Genomic DNA, 15494 nt, shown 5'->3' with positions numbered 1-15494 from the left:
GCAGGGATAGCCCTTTGCCACGCGAACCCGCCGCAATGGGGCAAGGCCATGTCACCGCTGTATCACTTCAGAAAGCGCCCCCCCTCCGGGACGCTTCTGCTGTTGCCTGGTTCTTATGCGGCAACAATATGAGCATAGAACTCGCAGTCTCAAGCAGTGAAAAGCAGAGCAAAAAATTATCCCGATCACGCCCCTGCCATGGCCCGCGCCGGGAATCCGCCCCGCAAACTTCTGAAAATTAAGCGATGCTTATGTACAATCAAGCTATAAGGCTAGCCACAATGGGCCTACAGGTCAAGCAGCGTAGCGCCAGTGTTGCGACATTACAGCAAGGTCTCGGTATCTACCTTAAAGGAAGTGGGCGGGTAGCTGTTGACGATCTGATACTGGTCGTCAGCCACGCATTTGGGACTTGAGAGATCAAGCTGGTGTGCGGGCAGCCACATGCCCCTGCCCTGCAACAGCGTCTTGATGACAGGGCGCATGGGGTTGGCATCACTGAACCTATTGACCACCCCCAGCACGCCGTTACGCAGTTTAACCATGGTGCCAATGGGATAGACACCGAGAAAACGCACGAACTTGTCCATCAGCACAGGGTGAAAGTCGGTGTTGCGCAGCCCGTACATGACGCTCAGCGCCTTATGCTGTGAAAGAGGAGCATTATACGGGCGCTCACTGGTCAAGGCATCATACATATCCGCCATGCCCACGATGACTGCCAGCCGTGACGTTTGGGAAAACTCAAGTCCTTGAGGGTATCCACTTCCCGAATAACGCTCATGGTGTTCCATTATAATGCGCAAAACCTGCCCATCCAGACCATCTTCACCTGCAAGCATCTCATGCCCGTATTCACAGTGGCGTTTGACGTGGGAAAATTCCTTGGCTGTCAGCTTGCCCGGCTTGTTCAGGACAGAAAGGGGCACCCTGAGCTTACCGACGTCATGAAAAAGCCCCCCCAAACCGAGACAGCGTAACGCATCATCCGGCAGGTTGAGAAAACGTCCAAAGCTCACGGAGAGTACTGACACGTTGAGACTGTGAGCAAACTCGTAATCCGCATACGAGCGCAGCTTTATAAGAGTGGAAAAAGCATGGGGATTCCGCCCAAGGCTATCGAGCACCGTCTCAACAAAATTCATATTTCGTTTCAGATCGATTCGGTCGTTTTGCTTCAGGTTCTCATGCAATTCGCGGATCATATCAAAGGAGGATTCATAAACTGTCAGCATCCGCGGCACTTCCTCATAAAGAGGCACTGCCGCGGCCGCATCTACCTTTCCAGCTTTATTTTGCTGGGGCATCTTCTTGTGAATATGGCTCTGCAGCGGGAAAGGGTCTTCCGAGGCATCGGGCGAACCTTCGTACAAAACCTCGTAAAGAACGTTAACCTTGTTCTTTTCTTCAGGTTTTTCGAAGAAATAGCGCCCCTGACTGGTATCGACAAAGGCTTCTGTAAATCCCCTGTCCAGGATACCTTGCACTTGATGCTCGTCTTCGATTTCACCTTCGACGGAATATATGGAGGAATCGTCGCTCAAGGCCAGCCCAGTATCGATTACATACATGCCTGGCCGAAGCTGGTCGGTAAGAAAACGCTTGATCATGTGCCCCCCACATGTCTAGCGGTTGCATTTGTTTTACTACCATTTGCATCTATAAAGGATTCAAAAGCTGAATCCAACATATAGCACACCATCTTTTTATTTTAAAAGATACATTGTTCTATACGCCCTTCTAAAACAAAGAACAAGCCGCCCCTGCACCAGCAGGCGCCCCTTGGAAGCCTGTAATGCAGATTAAAAAACGCTTGCCGAAACAATCCAGATGGAGTCCACAGGCAAGGCCTCAAAATCTCCCCTGACTTTGACTACCTTCCAGTTGATTTTCTTGGCCACATCCATGCCTTCTACAATGCGGCCAAAAACGCAGTAGCCAAAGCCTTCGTCGGTTTCGTCCTCGTGGTCCAGTGAAGGGTTATCCACCGCATTGAAGAAGAACTCGTCCGTTGCGCTGTCCTTTTCCGGCCCACGCGCCATTGCCACGGTATCCTTTTCATTGGAAAGTCCGTTATCTGCTTCGTTCTTAATCGGCGCACGGGTTTCCTTTTTCATCAGATCCCGGTCATACCCCCCGCCCTGGGTAACAAACCCGCGTACTACCCTGTGAAACAGCGTGCCGTTGTAGTGGCCATCTTCAACATACTGCAGAAAGTTGGCCACTGTTTCTGGCGCCTTGTCGGCATAAAGCTCCAGTAAAATGTCCCCAATTGTCGTATCTAAAAGCACATGAGGATTATCCACACGTGACTCCTTGTTCTTATGATTATTTGTGTCTTTCCTACGAAAAGCACTGGTGAAGAAATTACCACGAGGCACTGTTGCTGTCAGCCAGTATCTGCTTTCCTCACCTATTCATACCTACAGACTCTAAAATATGAAGCAACGTGGCAGCCTTGATCTGCAGAATAGCCGGAACCGCCTGTTTCCTGTCAGCGGAGAACAACCGTCGCCCGCACCATCACCGCGTGCAAGGCATTTTTTGAACATAATTTCGGAAAAACATCTTGACTGCCCTTTTTGGCAGGTTTATTATTTTGAACATAATTTCATTAACAACAATTCGGCAGACACCACACCTGCCGCCAGGAGAAAGAATGGGGCGACGCAAAAAATGCCGCATCGTCAGAGGCCTGCCACAGCAGACCTTTTTCAAGCCACAAGGTGTCCCCATGCACCAACTCAAAGGCGTTACGCTGCCGGTAGAGGGGCTGGAGGCCTTTGAACTGGTGGACGCCCAAGGCTTGAGCCAGGAAGAAGCAGCCGCGCGCATGCAGGTTTCCCGACCGACCCTTTGTCGCATTCTGGCGGAAGCAAGACAACTCGTAGCGACTGCCCTCAGCCAAGGAATGGCCATACGTATCGAGGGCGGAGATTTTGACCTTGCAGACGACGTGGCGATTCTCCCCAAACCAGGACCAGGGAGCGGCAGAGGTTTTTGCCGCCGGAATACACCTGCCTGCATGCGGCTACATGAATTTTTGGATGAAAAGGGCGAATCCTTACGCCCTGAAAAAAAGGAGCAGTAGTATGAGAGGGAAAAGAACTCGTTCATTTCGCTTTGACGACAATGCGCAACAACCGTCCTCACAACCCTCACCTCCCAACAGCGGTCAAGGCCAGGGAAGAGGCCCTTGCGACGGCCAGGGGCGCGGCAGCGGTAAGGGCCAAGGCAGAGGCCAGGGGCGCTGTGGCGGACAAGGTGGCGGTAAGGGACAAGGACAAGGCCGTGGTCAAGGCGGTGGCGGTGGCCAAGGCCGTGGCGGTGGCCAAGGCGGTGGCGGTGGCCAGGGGCGTGGCGGTGGCCAAGGCCGTGGCGGTGGCCAAGGCGGTGGCGGTGGCCAGGGGCGTGGCGGTGGCAAGGCCCAGGGCATGATCCAATGGCAGCAAGCCCCTGGTTCTCAAGGCGCTCAAGGCGCTCAAGGTGGCCAAATGCGTGGACGTGTGGCAACGGCTGCAAATAACGCCCTGGGCGCCATGCGTCGGCTTCGTCTGCGTGACGGTAGCTGCTTGCGGCATACAACGCCCCCTGTGTAAGCCAAGCCCCCCTGAAACGCTTCCGCCTTGTCTCTCTAAATCCATCGTCGGAAAACAACTAAACGGTCAAACCAACATTCCAGGCGGAAGCGAGCAATCAAAAAACCCTATTTTTTACACTGTAAATGATTGACAACCGGTATCAGCAGGCGTAATCGCTCATTCGAGCAAAACAAGGAGTTTTAATGCCCCGTCCCAGAAAATGCCGCCGCATAGAGGAAGCACCCAAAGTTTCCTTTTTCAAGCCGCAGGGCATCCCCATGTTGGACCTAGTAGAGGTTTATCTGCCCGTTGAAGGACTAGAAGCCTTACGTTTGGCAGACCTCGAAGGACTCAGCATGGAACAGGCTGCCTCCCGGATGCACGTCTCCCGCCATACGTTTGGCCGTATTCTGGCAGAAGCGCGCAAAGCCGTGGCAGGCGCCCTGGTTTCGGGGAACGCCCTTCGTATCGAAGGGGGCGATTACGCGCTCAAACACCCGGAACAAGAGCAAACAACACCCACTACCGCCGCGACACGCGACGAAGAACTGGAGAATATCATGACCAAAGTTGCAGTCACGAGTGAAGGCCCCACCCTGCAGGATAGCGTAGACCCCCGTTTCGGCCGTGCCGGCGGCTTTGTGCTGGTGGATACGGAGAATATGAGCTTCAAGTACGTGGACAACGGCTCCTCCCAGGCCATGGCTCACGGTGCAGGTATTCAGGCGGCGGAAAACGTGGCCAACGCTGGTGCTCAGGTAGTGCTCACAGGCTTTGTGGGACCAAAAGCCTTTCAGGCTCTGGCTGCGGCCGGGGTCAAAGTGGGACAAAACCTGGATGGCGTCACCGTTAAGGAAGCTGTGGAGCGCTTCAAGGCCGGACAGGTTGAAATGGCCACCGCTCCCAACAAGTAGAGGCCGTATATGATTGTTTCTATTGCCAGCGGTAAAGGGGGCACAGGCAAGACCACAGTGTCCGCCTCCCTCGTTTCGGTATGGGACACACCTGTTGTGGCCTGTGATCTCGACGTGGAAGAGCCCAACCTGCACCTTTTTCTCCACCCGGAGTGGACTGAAAAAGAAAGCGTAGGCCTGGACATTCCTGTTGTTGATGCCTCGCGGTGCACCCTTTGCCGTGCATGTGTCGAAATATGCCAGTTCAAGGCCATCACCATCATGGGCGACACACTGCTGCCCTTTCCCGAAATGTGCCACGGTTGCGGCGGCTGCAAGGCTGTGTGCCCCGAAGACGCCATTTCATGGGGCAATCGGGTACTGGGCGAACTGGCCATCGGTAATACCGGCGCAGCGCGCTTCATCATGGGGCGTCTGCGCGTTGGCGAAGCCATGAGCCCGCCTTTGATGCGTGTGGCCAAGGCGAGACTGCAGGACATGTTGGCGGAAAAGAACGCAGACGCGATTATTGACGCCCCCCCAGGGGTGAGCTGCCCTGCTGTTGCGTCAGTTATTGACAGCGACTGCATAGTGCTGGTCACAGAACCGACGCCATTTGGCTTCCATGACTTCGCCCTTGCCTGGGAGGCGTTCGCGCCCTTGGGTAAACCCATGGGAGCGGTGATAAATCGTGCTGGCCTGGGTGATGCAACCGTGCAGCGTTTTTGCAAGGAGAAATCCATCCCCGTGCTTGCCGAAATACCCTTTGACCGTACCATCGCGGCTGGCTACTCCCGTGGGGAAGTAGTGGCTTCGCTTACTCCGGAATTAGGGGCGGTTTTCAGGCAGCTTCGCGACGCTGTGCGCGCCTTGCCGCAGCAAAAGGAGGCCGCCCATGTCTAATGCAAACTCCAAACCTCGCGAAATCGTTATCATCAGCGGTAAAGGAGGCACGGGCAAGACTTCGTTGACCGCCGCCTTTGCTCATCTGGCCCAGAACAAGATTCTGTGTGACCTGGACGTGGATGCTCCCGACCTGCACATTCTGCTTTCTCCAGAGCCCAGACACACCGAGCAGTTCATTTCAGGGCACGAAGCCGTCATCAGAAGCGATGACTGTACTGCCTGCGGGCAGTGTCTCGAAGTATGTCGTTTTGGCGCCGTTGTGCAAAGCGATGCAGGTTACGCCATAGACCCCCTGCGCTGCGAAGGGTGCAAGGTTTGTGTAACCCTTTGCCCTGAGCAGGCCATTGATTTTCCCGACCGCCATTGCGGCACATGGTACATCAGCGATACGCGTTTCGGCACCATGGTCCATGCGCAACTCTTTGCGGGGGAGGAAAACTCGGGCCGCCTGGTCACACTGCTCAAGCAGCAGGCCAGAGAGCTTGCCGCTGAAGCGGCAGCCTCGTGCATACTTTGCGATGGTGCCCCTGGCATTGGCTGCCCCGTGATAAGTTCCCTTTCAGGCGCCAGCCTGGCAGTCATCATCACCGAGCCAACCCCTTCTGGGCTCCATGATCTGGAACGCGTTGCAGAGCTTTGCGGCCATTTCCGCATTCCCACCGCCGTGATCATCAACAAGTACGACCTCAACGAAAGCAAGGCCGACGAGATAGCGGCCCTGTGCGAGACAAAGGGGTGGACCCTTGTGGCCAGACTGCCCCATGACGGAGCGGTCACCAGGGCCATGGTCCAGCGTCAGACCATAACCGAGGCTAACGACTCCGGTCTGGGAGCGCAGATACGCGAGGCATGGACAAAAATAGCCCGTCTGGCGGGTATCCCGCAAACCGGCAGTCTTGAAACAAACTATACATTGACAACAAAATAAGCAGCTTCAGGAGAGACAAGATCATGGACACGACCCGTATCGCTATTCCCTCAGAAATGCCCGGTGGCCTCGAAGCCACTGTAGGCGCCCACTTTGGCCATTGCGACGTGTACACCATTGTGGAAGTGGAAAACGGCGAAGTCAGCAAAGTCGGCACCCTGCCCAACGTCCCGCACCAGCAGGGCGGTTGCATGGCGCCTGTTAACCACCTGGCGGAAAATGGGGTTAAGACCCTCATCGCCGGCGGCATGGGCATGCGCCCCCTGATGGGTTTCAATCAGGTGGGCATCGATGTTTTCTACGGCGCTGGCGCGCCCAGTGTCGGTGCTGCTGTGGACGCCTTGCTGCAAGGCAAGCTGCAACGGTTCACCACGGACTTCACCTGTGGTGGCGGCGGTACGCCGCAGTCTCCTTTCTAGAGCGCAAGTAGAGGCCCATGCGCTCTATGCATTCCCTGGATCAAGCATGTATTTTCCAGGGAGACGTCTTGTTACAAGACGAAAATGCGCTGACGCCTGAGACGACAAGTCATGCGGAAGTCCCGTTCCGACTTGCCGCCTTGATCCTCCATGCGAGCGGCGCAGGCCCTTTCGCCAGGCCTGCGCCGTTTACAACGCTGGAAAGACGCGCCGAGGGGGCAATCATACAATTGCGATGCCCTGCGTCATCGCCCTGGCAGTTCGCTACACCTTATAGTATTCAACCAAGGAGAACGCGTATGCCGATCCATGAAATCGTATGCAATGCTTGCGGTTACAGCGGCGAGGTAATCTCACTTTCCGCTTCCAGCGCGCTTAGCTGCCCGGAATGCGGCGCCGCGGCGGAAAAACGCATATCCGCCACCAGCCCCCTTACAGGGCGCACAGGGCAGGCATTGCCCGGCGCAGGAGATACCGGCTGTTGCGGTTCTTCTCCGGGTCATGCAGGCTGTGCCGGCCCCGGCTCATGTTGCGGCAAAGCCTAATGCTAAAATCCCCACTCAATTAACCCGTTTCTCCCACAAGGAGCTTTCATGCGCATCATTCTCGCCTCCCCAGAAGCTGCCGCCATGCAGGATTTTGTTAATGCGCTGGAACAGGAAAGCGCCACGGTGCTGCCGGCGACTTCAGACCAGGAGCTGCTTTCTCTGACAAAGAACAGCGCCCCTCAGGCAGTATTGCTGGACGAACGTCTGCAGGGAGCGCCCTCTCTTGAACTTCTTCGTGAACTGCTGATGATCGACGCCATGATCGGCGTGGCCATCTTCTCAGACAAAAGCGAAGATGACTTTGAGGAATTTTACGAAGGATACGGTGTCCTTATGCCCCTGCCCTTTGCGCCTGGCACAGAGGACGCCACCAGGCTTGCAGCAAAGATTCGCGCCGTGCAGCTCTAACCGGCAACAATTCCCCTCCTGCCGACGCGCTTTTTTTTCTCAAGCTATTGGCCTTCCCATTCTGTTGTGCCATACTGATACAAATATAGGGGCCGTTCCGCACTGCCGCGCCTGGCCATACGGCCCCTATATCTTTGTCTCCATTACTTTTTTGCTATTACGTATGGCAACTTTTCCAGGAGATGGGCGCACCATGAAACGGCTTTTTGTCAATGCTGACGATTTTGGCCTCAGCCCTGGTGTTTGCAGAGGAATTGCCCATGCCATGAGCAATGGCATAGTCACAGGCACCACCGTCATGCCCTGTGTTCCGGGTGTGGCCTCGCTGCTCGATCAATACGGGCCTGAGCTTTCAGGCCGTCTCGGAGTGCATTTGCAGCTCACAAAAGGCAAGCCCTGCCTGCCTAAAGAGCTTGTGCCTTCCCTGGTTGCGCCGAATGGCGATTTTCCCTTGCATGAGACGGAGGTCAGCGCCCCGGACACTGAAGAAGTCATTGCAGAATTCAGAGCCCAGGTGCAAAAGCTGCGCGATCACGGAATCGAACCCAGCCATATCGATGCGCACCACCATATACACAAACTGCCGCAAGTATTTCCCGCCTATTGCCGTTTGGCCCTCGAACTGGAGGTCCCGGCCAGAGGACTCGGCACTGCCCTTTCCATGGCTCTGAGGCAACAAAACATTCCCACGGCCGATGGATTCATCAGAGAATGGTTCAAAAACGATCTCACCGCTGAACGCCTGTTGCTTCTTGTCCAGCAGACCTTTGCCCATCTCAAAGAAAACACCGGTGGCGACGACCTTTTCGTAGAGCTGATGACGCACCCGGGCTTCAATGACAGTTTGCTGTCCTCTCGCAGCTCCTACACCGCCTGGCGTGAACAGGAGCTTGAAATTCTCTGTTCGCCACAGGTCCTGGAGGGGCTCAATGATATGGATATTGAACTGGCGCCTGCAAGCATGCTGGCCTGCAAAATCCGGAACGAGAGCCATGCCTGATGCCGTCTGCCCCGTTTGTGGCAGCAACGAGGTACAATGTGAGAGCAGCGCCAACCTGGCGCAGCGATTGCTTGCGGGATACTGGCGAAAAAGCGCAGTGGCTTGCGTGTTCGTGGCGGCGACATGCGCCGTTTTCATAAACCTGTTTCTCTTCGATGAAGGCAGTATCGACAAGGACATGGCCGCCTCGCAAGCTGTACTGGCGGGCATCATTTCTCTTGCAGCCTGGGGCCTGTACCGCTATGGCAAGGCGGGAGAAAAACGCCCGACCACGTGCCGCTGCATGTTGTGCGGTCGGGAGTGGATAATACGCGGTTCTGCAAAAGATCATATATGAGGGGCGCCTGCCGCCCTGGAGCCAAGGATAATGGAAGATTACGAATACTCTGGTGAATTGCCACCAAAAATCAAGGCCATGATCCGCCAGTTCAAGCTGGCCTTGGTTATCAGCGGCGTTTTCATGGTGGGTGTTTCCGCTTTTTTGGTCTTTGTTATCCCCCGACAAAACCAGGTTGATCCATTTCCCTTTTTGCTCATCCCCCTCGGCGCCATGATGCTCAGTTGGGGCATCATCTACTTTGTTGTCCGTAAAACGATTCTCTCCAAGCTTTACAAGGCCGCGCAGGTCATGCGCATCGCCGAGTCGGAACCAATGGTAATGCGCAACCTCGGCGTTTTCGAAACAAAGGGATACCTTGTCGGCCTCTATGACAGGGATTCAATTCCGGATAATATACCTCGGGCAGAGCTGCCGCGCCCCCGTGTGCTTATCCAGGCGCGAACCAATCGCAAAAACGCGTTTAGTGGCACCAAAAACGTGCCGGTGAATGTCTGGGTAGATCCCCAAAACTCCCCACCATTTGTGGTCTTGGAATCGGAAAAGCAGATATTCTGGGGCAGTATCTCCAACAGGGAAACGCGTCTTAAAAACACACAATCCCTCAAACGCACTATTTTCGCCATCATCACCATGCTGGTCTTGTTGGCCGCCGCTTTCGCCATCTACCAGTGGCAGATGATCCAAGAAATCGACGCCGAAACGTCCCTTGCAATGCAAAGTCTGGAGTGGCCAACCACGGAGGCGCACATCAAGGAATCCTACATTCAAAAGGTGAGGATTTCCAAAGGCAAAAACAAAGTGGATGGCTTCAAGGCTGTGGTTGATTACACCTACACAGTCGGGGGGCGCTCATACAAAGGAAACGCACTTCACTTCTGCTATAATCCTACGGCAAACCCGCAAAATGCCGAGGCAATCATCAGCCAGTTGCCGGCCGGCAGCAACGTACGCGTGGCTTACGAGCCTGAAGATCCAACCGTGGCCACCCTGTTTCCGGGGTATTCCGACGCCTGCGAAGAGCTTGGCAACGAGGCCATGGAAGCGCTGATCGGCGTCTCCCTCATTTGCATAACCATGCTATTATTCATGGGAGTCCTTTTTACTTTCCAATACAAAATCCGCGCAAAGTTGCTGCGCAAGGTTGAAGAGTGGGGGATGCCGTAACACCTTTGCCTGACACGAGGAAAATACCGGTTAAGCAAGGGCGACCAGATCGTACTCCTGAGCTTCCACGATTTCCGCCTGGACCATTGCGCCGGGCGTCACGCCCTCTCCACTGACCCAGGTCACACCGTCGGCCTCTGGCGCCTGAGACCAGACACGCCCCATATGGAGTCCAGGCCACTCGTCATGAGGCGCGTCCACCAGGACCTGCATGCGCTCCCCTACGTTGTCTTCCAGCAGTTCGGCGCTTATTTCGCGTTGCAACTCCATAAGCGTATAACGCCGCTCTTCCTTGACGGATTCCGGGAGCTGTTCAGGCAGTTTTGCTGCTACCGTCCCCTCTTCTGCATGGAAGGCAAAGACTCCCACATGCTGCAGTCGCTGTTTTTCAACAAAACGCAACAGCGTAGCAAACTCTTCTTCCGTTTCACCTGGATACCCCACGATGAGGCTCGTGCGCAGCACCGCATCCGGAAACACGCCCCGTACACGCTCCACCACGGATTCCGGTGGCACCATGGGGCCTTTGCCACTGCGTGCTCCCTGGCCGGGCCGCCCCATGCGCTCCAGTACCGCCGGATGAGCGTGCTGAAAAGGGATGTCAAAGTAGGGAACAAACGGGGGGCCTGCCTGTTTCAGGAATTGCAGCAGCGTATCCGTTAGGCCGGCAGGATACATGTACATCAGGCGCAGCCAGTCGAGCCCGTCAAGCGGGAGCAACCGTTCCAAAAGCTTCATGAGTCCGTTGGGGTCGCCCCTGTCCAGCCCGTGGGCGGTCAGGTCCTGGGCGACAAGGATCAGTTCCTTCACCCCTCTGGCTAACAGTGAGCGGGCCTCGCTTTCGAGTTGTGCGTCGTCGCCTGAACAGAGCCTCCCTCGCAATTTCGGTATGGTGCAGTAACGGCAGGCATGGTCGCACCCTTCACCGATCTTGAGGTAGGCATAGCCAGGGGGGGTGCTCAGCAAACGCATGGCGCCCTCTTCCTTGTCATTCCGAAAAAAACGCTTTTCAAGGAGGGTGCGCCATGGTGCTATTTCTCCCGGTCGCAACCAAAGGCCTACCTCAGGCATTTCCTTGGCCAGTTCCTCACCATACCGAGCCACCAGGCATCCGGCCACCACAAGCAGAGGGCGTTCTTCCGCGGCGATTTCTTCCAGCGCCCCAGCGGCTTCCAGAATGGCGGCTACGGATTCTTCCACAGCAGGAGCGATAAAGCCGCACGTATTGATCAGCACGGCCTCGGCTTCTTGCGGTGCATCTACTGCCTGCACGCCACCGGGTATGGCGCCCAGCAAATATTCCGTATCCACCCTGTTTTTAGGGCAGCCAAGACTGATAGTATGTACTTTCAAAGACTTCACGGTATTCCTATAACCTCTGTCCAAGCTTTGTAACTTCGCCACAGGATGTGCATGCTATTAACTGTGGACAATTTTCGCTCCAGTCAATTACAGTATTAGCCTTGACAAGGCTACACGCCAGTACTCAGACTAACTTCACTTCTCACATGCGAAAAAGTTCATAACAAGCTGAATTACCTTAACAAGATTTCTCGTAAACAACGTATCTGACAGCCAAGATGCCTGAAAAATTTCACACCATACTGGAACGCAAAGGCAGCCATATTCTGCTGGCAGTGACGATCGTACTCATTGCCACGCTTCTTTTTCTCGTACAGTTCAATACAATGCGCGACCAGCTCGAGAATCTCGAGAATTTCGAAAAGCGCTATCAACTGGCCATAAAAACAATAAACAAACTCATACGCCTGGAAGAAACACTGACCTATTCCGTCCGTCTGGCTGCGGCAACAGGAGAGGAATATTGGGAACTCAGCTACCGCGAAGCCAAAAAACAGCATACTGTCCTGCAACGCCAATTCCTGGAGATGGCGCCGGATGCATCTATTCGTGGTTCACTGAAAAACATAGCCCTGGCAAACGACATCCTGGAGAAGGTCGAAAAACAAGCCCTGGATTTTGTCCACCAGGGTAAACTGGAAGAGGCGAAATCATTACTCAATTCCGCCAAATATGAAGCCGGGAAGGGACTTTATCTTTCTGAACTCCAGCAGTTGCAAAGAACAATAGATACGCTTGTCGATGTCTCCCTGGAGACACATTCACAACAGGCAAACACCACCCTTACTACAAGCATAGTTTCCGTCTTTGTCATCCTGATCCTTACCGTGCTGCTTCTGCTTATCCTGTCACGTTACGTCAGAATTCTCAGACGACAACGGAAAATCCTTGCGAGTAATGAACAGGAACTCACCCGTCGCGTGGATGCGGCGACATCCGAACTTCTCACCGTCAATAACAAACTGCGCGATGAAGTAGCTCAACGCGCCTCCATGCAAAAGGCCCTGGCCGAAAGTCAGGAGCGCTACCAGAGCGTCATTGAAAACATGAGCAACGGCCTCGCAATCTACAAAGCGGTGGATGACGGCAATGACTTCGTTTTCACCCATTTCAACACTGCGGCTGAAATTATTGAGAACCGCAAAAGGGAAGAGATTCTGGGGCGTCGCATTACGGAATGCTTTCCCGCCATTAAAGATTTCGGTCTCCTGGATGTCATGCGCGAGGTATGGCTCGACGGAAACCCGCGCGAGCTTCCCGCCACAATTTATCAGGACAATCTGATCATGGGCTGGCGAGAGAATCTCGTGGTCAAGCTTTCCTCTGGCGAAGTGGCCGCCATCTATCGTGACATGACGGAACAAAAACGGGCTGAAGAAGCCCTTTTACGCAGCGAAGAGCGGTTACGCCTTGCCATTCAAGGGGCAAAGCTCGGCTTCTGGGACTGGAACATCAAAACCGACGAAGTTGTCTTCAATGATCGATGGGTGGAGATTCTCGGACTTTCCCGTGAAGATATGGAGCAAGGATTCTCGCTTTGGGAAAACAGACTGCACCCTGACGACAAGGCTAACACCCTGGAAAAACTCCAAGGACACATCGATGGGCGCTATCCTATATTCCATAGTGAACATCGATTGCGTCACGCTAACGGAGAGTGGAGGTGGGTACTTGGCCTGGGATCATTGAACACAAGAACCTCTCCCAACGCTCCCCCTCATGTCAGTGGCGTCATGCTGGACATCTCAGACCGCAAAAAAACACAGGAATCCCTAGAGCAAAGTCTGCGGGAAATGACGGCGTTAAACGAACTGGCCAGGAACATAACCTCCCACCTTTCCATTGAGGCCGTGGCCGAAAAAGCCATCACAGGCATCATCAACGCAACCCAGCCGGACATGGCCCTGATATACCGTCGCAAAGATGACGAGCTACAGCTTGAAAAAATACATTGCCCTGATTGCAGTGAACTCATTCAGGAGACAACAGCTATTGGGGAGTGTATTTGCGGGCTGGCGGCGCAAAACCGCATGCTTTTATTCGTGCAGGACACCGAAAACGATCAGCGTTTGGAACACGATTCCTGTAGAAATGCAGGAATGCGTTCATTGTGCTCACTTCCCATCGTCTTTGAAGGCCGCAATCTTGGGGTCATCACCATTGGCTCACGTACGGAGCGGGACTTTTCACAACAGCACTTTTTCCTGGAGTCTTTGTCTTCTATAGTCGCCTCAGGCTTGAACAATGCGCTCCTGCATCAGGACCTGGAGCGTCATGCCAAAAATCTTGAAAAACGGGTGGAAGAACGTACGCAACTTTTACAGCAGGCCAAAGAGGAAGCCGAATTGGCCAACATGAGCAAGAGCGAATTCCTGGCCAAGATGAGCCATGAAATCCGCACCCCGCTCAATGCCGTCATCAACATGAGCGAATTGGCCCTGCTCTCCCCCCTGACCCAGGAACAGCAGGAATATCTCCTCTCGGTACGCGCCTCCGGCCAGCACCTCCTGGGCGTCATCAACGATATTCTGGACATATCCAAAGTCGAAGCGGGGCGTTTTGAATTCGAGGCGGTCGACTTCGACCTGGTGGAAACCCTGCACGCCACCATCCGCTCCCTGACGACACAAGCCAGCAGCAAAGGCTTGTACCTGGACATGCACGTCAGTGACAATTTTCAGCGCCACCTGAGAGGCGATCCCCTTCGGTTGCAGCAAGTCATCTTCAACCTGGTGAACAACGCCCTGAAATTCACCGAACGTGGCGGCATTGCCATTACAGTTGATTGCACAAGCGGCGCCTGCCATCTTCCCCCAGAGCAAGGGGGCGAAGCACACTTCGAATTGCTTTTCAGCATCAAGGACACCGGCCCCGGCATTCCTGAAGAAGACCGCGAGCGTATCTTCGACTCCTTCACCCAGGCCGACAGTTCAACCACACGACGCTACGGAGGTACCGGTCTCGGGCTGACCATCAGCAAACAGATCGTGGAACTCATGGGGGGGCGCATCTGGCTCGAAAGCACTGTGGGTAAAGGAACCACCTTTTATTTTGCCGTCCCCATGCAGGCCGGAGACCCGGCGCGCATTGTCCATCTCGACATGTCCCCCATTGAAAACGCCCCCTTGCGGGAAGGCCCCTTGCGTGTGCTGCTGGTCGAGGACAATCAGGAAAATGTAAACGTGGCAACGGCTCTGATCACCAGACTCGGCCACAATGTAACTGTGGCAACCAATGGCGCTCTTGCAGTGGAAGCCATGAAGCAGGATACATTTGATATGGTGCTGATGGACCTTGAAATGCCCGTGATGGACGGCCTGGAAGCCACCAGGCGTTTGCGGGCGGGCGAGGCCGGTTCACTGAACAAAGACGTCACTGTGGTAGCGCTCACCGCCCACGCATTATCTGGATACCGGGAAAAATGCCTGGATGCAGGTATGAACCGCTACCTGTCCAAACCCTTCTCCATTGACGAATTGACCTTGCTGCTGGGGCGCGCCACCAACGCTAAAAAACCCGTCCAGGCAGCCAGGGAAGAATACCGTAACGATGATGTCCTGAACATGCGTGAAGCCATCAACCGCTTTGGGGGCGAAGTGGAGCTTTACCGCGAAGTCTGCTTGGACTTTGTAAACAATATAGAGACCAAACTGGAAGCCATGGAAACGCTGGCCAGCGAGGGCAAATTGGACAGACTCGCCCTTCAGGCGCACACTGTGAAAGGAAACTGCGGCACCATTGGCGCCAACTCCTGCCAGGAGGCCGCCGCCTCACTGGAAGACGCATCACGCAAAAACCGCACGCAGGAAATACCGCAACTGCTCGCATTGCTGCGCCAGAAAGTGCGCGAGCTCATGAGCGTTCTCCAGGATGCCGTTCCCGACTTGGAGGGCGATGCCCCCCCTGAAAACCAGAACTCATGAGCCTGCGCAATTCCCGTGATTG

General features: G+C 54.7%; 15 protein-coding genes. 11 read left to right on the top strand and 4 right to left on the bottom strand.

Features of this window, described 5'->3' with window-relative positions; all coding sequences use genetic code 11:
- Positions 1-323 precede the first annotated feature (323 nt).
- Entirely contained in the window at positions 324-1610 is a 1287-nt protein-coding gene (locus ACZ5EH_RS16145) for an HD-GYP domain-containing protein (RefSeq protein ID WP_464274900.1), read from the bottom strand.
- Between the two features lie 192 nt (positions 1611-1802).
- Complete coding sequence (locus ACZ5EH_RS16140; RefSeq protein WP_464274899.1) at positions 1803-2306, bottom strand: peptidylprolyl isomerase; 504 nt, start codon at positions 2304-2306, stop codon at positions 1803-1805.
- A 353-nt stretch (positions 2307-2659) separates the two neighbouring features.
- Between ACZ5EH_RS16140 and ACZ5EH_RS16135 the strand changes: the two genes are divergently transcribed.
- A complete protein-coding gene (locus ACZ5EH_RS16135) occupies positions 2660-3091 on the top strand; it encodes a DUF134 domain-containing protein (RefSeq protein ID WP_464274898.1) in 432 nt (143 codons plus the stop codon).
- Positions 3092-3158: 67 nt separating this feature from the next.
- On the opposite strand, the gene ACZ5EH_RS16130 is transcribed toward ACZ5EH_RS16135, so the two are convergent.
- On the bottom strand, positions 3159-3581 hold the full coding sequence (locus tag ACZ5EH_RS16130) for a hypothetical protein (RefSeq protein ID WP_464274897.1): 423 nt from the start codon (positions 3579-3581) through the stop codon (positions 3159-3161).
- A gap of 203 nt (positions 3582-3784) precedes the next feature.
- Between ACZ5EH_RS16130 and ACZ5EH_RS16125 the strand changes: the two genes are divergently transcribed.
- The 9 genes from ACZ5EH_RS16125 (at position 3785) to ACZ5EH_RS16085 (ending at position 10187) form a co-directional block, all read left to right on the top strand.
- The gene (locus tag ACZ5EH_RS16125; RefSeq protein ID WP_464274896.1) at positions 3785-4495 is read left to right on the top strand and encodes a DUF134 domain-containing protein; all 711 of its coding nucleotides are present in this window, start codon (positions 3785-3787) and stop codon (positions 4493-4495) included.
- A gap of 9 nt (positions 4496-4504) precedes the next feature.
- The gene (locus tag ACZ5EH_RS16120) at positions 4505-5377 is read left to right on the top strand and encodes a 4Fe-4S binding protein (RefSeq protein WP_464274895.1); all 873 of its coding nucleotides are present in this window, start codon (positions 4505-4507) and stop codon (positions 5375-5377) included.
- Positions 5370-6308, top strand: coding sequence for an ATP-binding protein (locus ACZ5EH_RS16115; RefSeq protein WP_464274894.1), 939 nt, complete (start codon positions 5370-5372; stop codon positions 6306-6308). The genes ACZ5EH_RS16120 and ACZ5EH_RS16115 overlap by 8 nt, the downstream gene beginning before the upstream one ends.
- A gap of 23 nt (positions 6309-6331) precedes the next feature.
- A complete protein-coding gene (locus ACZ5EH_RS16110; protein WP_464274893.1) occupies positions 6332-6727 on the top strand; it encodes a NifB/NifX family molybdenum-iron cluster-binding protein in 396 nt (131 codons plus the stop codon).
- Between the two features lie 299 nt (positions 6728-7026).
- On the top strand, positions 7027-7272 hold the full coding sequence (locus tag ACZ5EH_RS16105) for an FmdB family zinc ribbon protein (RefSeq protein WP_464274892.1): 246 nt from the start codon (positions 7027-7029) through the stop codon (positions 7270-7272).
- 48 nt (positions 7273-7320) lie between these two features.
- The gene (locus tag ACZ5EH_RS16100) at positions 7321-7683 is read left to right on the top strand and encodes a response regulator (protein WP_464274891.1); all 363 of its coding nucleotides are present in this window, start codon (positions 7321-7323) and stop codon (positions 7681-7683) included.
- A 193-nt stretch (positions 7684-7876) separates the two neighbouring features.
- A complete protein-coding gene (locus tag ACZ5EH_RS16095; protein ID WP_464274890.1) occupies positions 7877-8683 on the top strand; it encodes a ChbG/HpnK family deacetylase in 807 nt (268 codons plus the stop codon).
- Positions 8676-9020: a hypothetical protein gene (locus ACZ5EH_RS16090; protein WP_464274889.1), complete on the top strand. Its 345-nt coding sequence runs from the start codon at positions 8676-8678 to the stop codon at positions 9018-9020. Before ACZ5EH_RS16095 ends, ACZ5EH_RS16090 begins: the two co-directional genes overlap by 8 nt.
- A gap of 30 nt (positions 9021-9050) precedes the next feature.
- Complete coding sequence (locus tag ACZ5EH_RS16085) at positions 9051-10187, top strand: DUF3592 domain-containing protein (protein WP_464274888.1); 1137 nt, start codon at positions 9051-9053, stop codon at positions 10185-10187.
- A gap of 30 nt (positions 10188-10217) precedes the next feature.
- Here ACZ5EH_RS16085 and rimO read toward each other — a convergent pair whose 3' ends face one another.
- Positions 10218-11549, bottom strand: coding sequence for a 30S ribosomal protein S12 methylthiotransferase RimO (rimO, locus tag ACZ5EH_RS16080; protein WP_464274887.1), 1332 nt, complete (start codon positions 11547-11549; stop codon positions 10218-10220).
- 218 nt (positions 11550-11767) lie between these two features.
- Here rimO and ACZ5EH_RS16075 point away from each other — a divergent pair, with 218 nt between their 5' ends.
- Positions 11768-15472, top strand: coding sequence for an ATP-binding protein (locus ACZ5EH_RS16075; RefSeq protein ID WP_464274886.1), 3705 nt, complete (start codon positions 11768-11770; stop codon positions 15470-15472).
- Positions 15473-15494: the final 22 nt, after the last annotated feature.

The sequence above is a fragment of the Desulfovibrio biadhensis genome (assembly GCF_055388615.1).
This window is presented reverse-complemented; position numbering and strand designations above follow the sequence as displayed.

What these genes read in the sequence shown, in the direction of transcription:
- ACZ5EH_RS16145 (WP_464274900.1), bottom strand. Translation starts at nt 1,610, where the DNA reads ATGATCAAGCGTTTTCTTACCGACCAGCTTCGGCCAGGCATGTATGTA.
- ACZ5EH_RS16135 (WP_464274898.1), top strand. Translation starts at nt 2,660, where the DNA reads ATGGGGCGACGCAAAAAATGCCGCATCGTCAGAGGCCTGCCACAGCAG.
- ACZ5EH_RS16130 (WP_464274897.1), bottom strand. Translation starts at nt 3,581, where the DNA reads ATGCCGCAAGCAGCTACCGTCACGCAGACGAAGCCGACGCATGGCGCC.
- ACZ5EH_RS16125 (WP_464274896.1), top strand. Translation starts at nt 3,785, where the DNA reads ATGCCCCGTCCCAGAAAATGCCGCCGCATAGAGGAAGCACCCAAAGTT.
- ACZ5EH_RS16120 (WP_464274895.1), top strand. Translation starts at nt 4,505, where the DNA reads ATGATTGTTTCTATTGCCAGCGGTAAAGGGGGCACAGGCAAGACCACA.
- ACZ5EH_RS16115 (WP_464274894.1), top strand. Translation starts at nt 5,370, where the DNA reads ATGTCTAATGCAAACTCCAAACCTCGCGAAATCGTTATCATCAGCGGT.
- ACZ5EH_RS16110 (WP_464274893.1), top strand. Translation starts at nt 6,332, where the DNA reads ATGGACACGACCCGTATCGCTATTCCCTCAGAAATGCCCGGTGGCCTC.
- ACZ5EH_RS16105 (WP_464274892.1), top strand. Translation starts at nt 7,027, where the DNA reads ATGCCGATCCATGAAATCGTATGCAATGCTTGCGGTTACAGCGGCGAG.
- ACZ5EH_RS16100 (WP_464274891.1), top strand. Translation starts at nt 7,321, where the DNA reads ATGCGCATCATTCTCGCCTCCCCAGAAGCTGCCGCCATGCAGGATTTT.
- ACZ5EH_RS16095 (WP_464274890.1), top strand. Translation starts at nt 7,877, where the DNA reads ATGAAACGGCTTTTTGTCAATGCTGACGATTTTGGCCTCAGCCCTGGT.
- ACZ5EH_RS16090 (WP_464274889.1), top strand. Translation starts at nt 8,676, where the DNA reads ATGCCTGATGCCGTCTGCCCCGTTTGTGGCAGCAACGAGGTACAATGT.
- ACZ5EH_RS16085 (WP_464274888.1), top strand. Translation starts at nt 9,051, where the DNA reads ATGGAAGATTACGAATACTCTGGTGAATTGCCACCAAAAATCAAGGCC.
- ACZ5EH_RS16075 (WP_464274886.1), top strand. Translation starts at nt 11,768, where the DNA reads ATGCCTGAAAAATTTCACACCATACTGGAACGCAAAGGCAGCCATATT.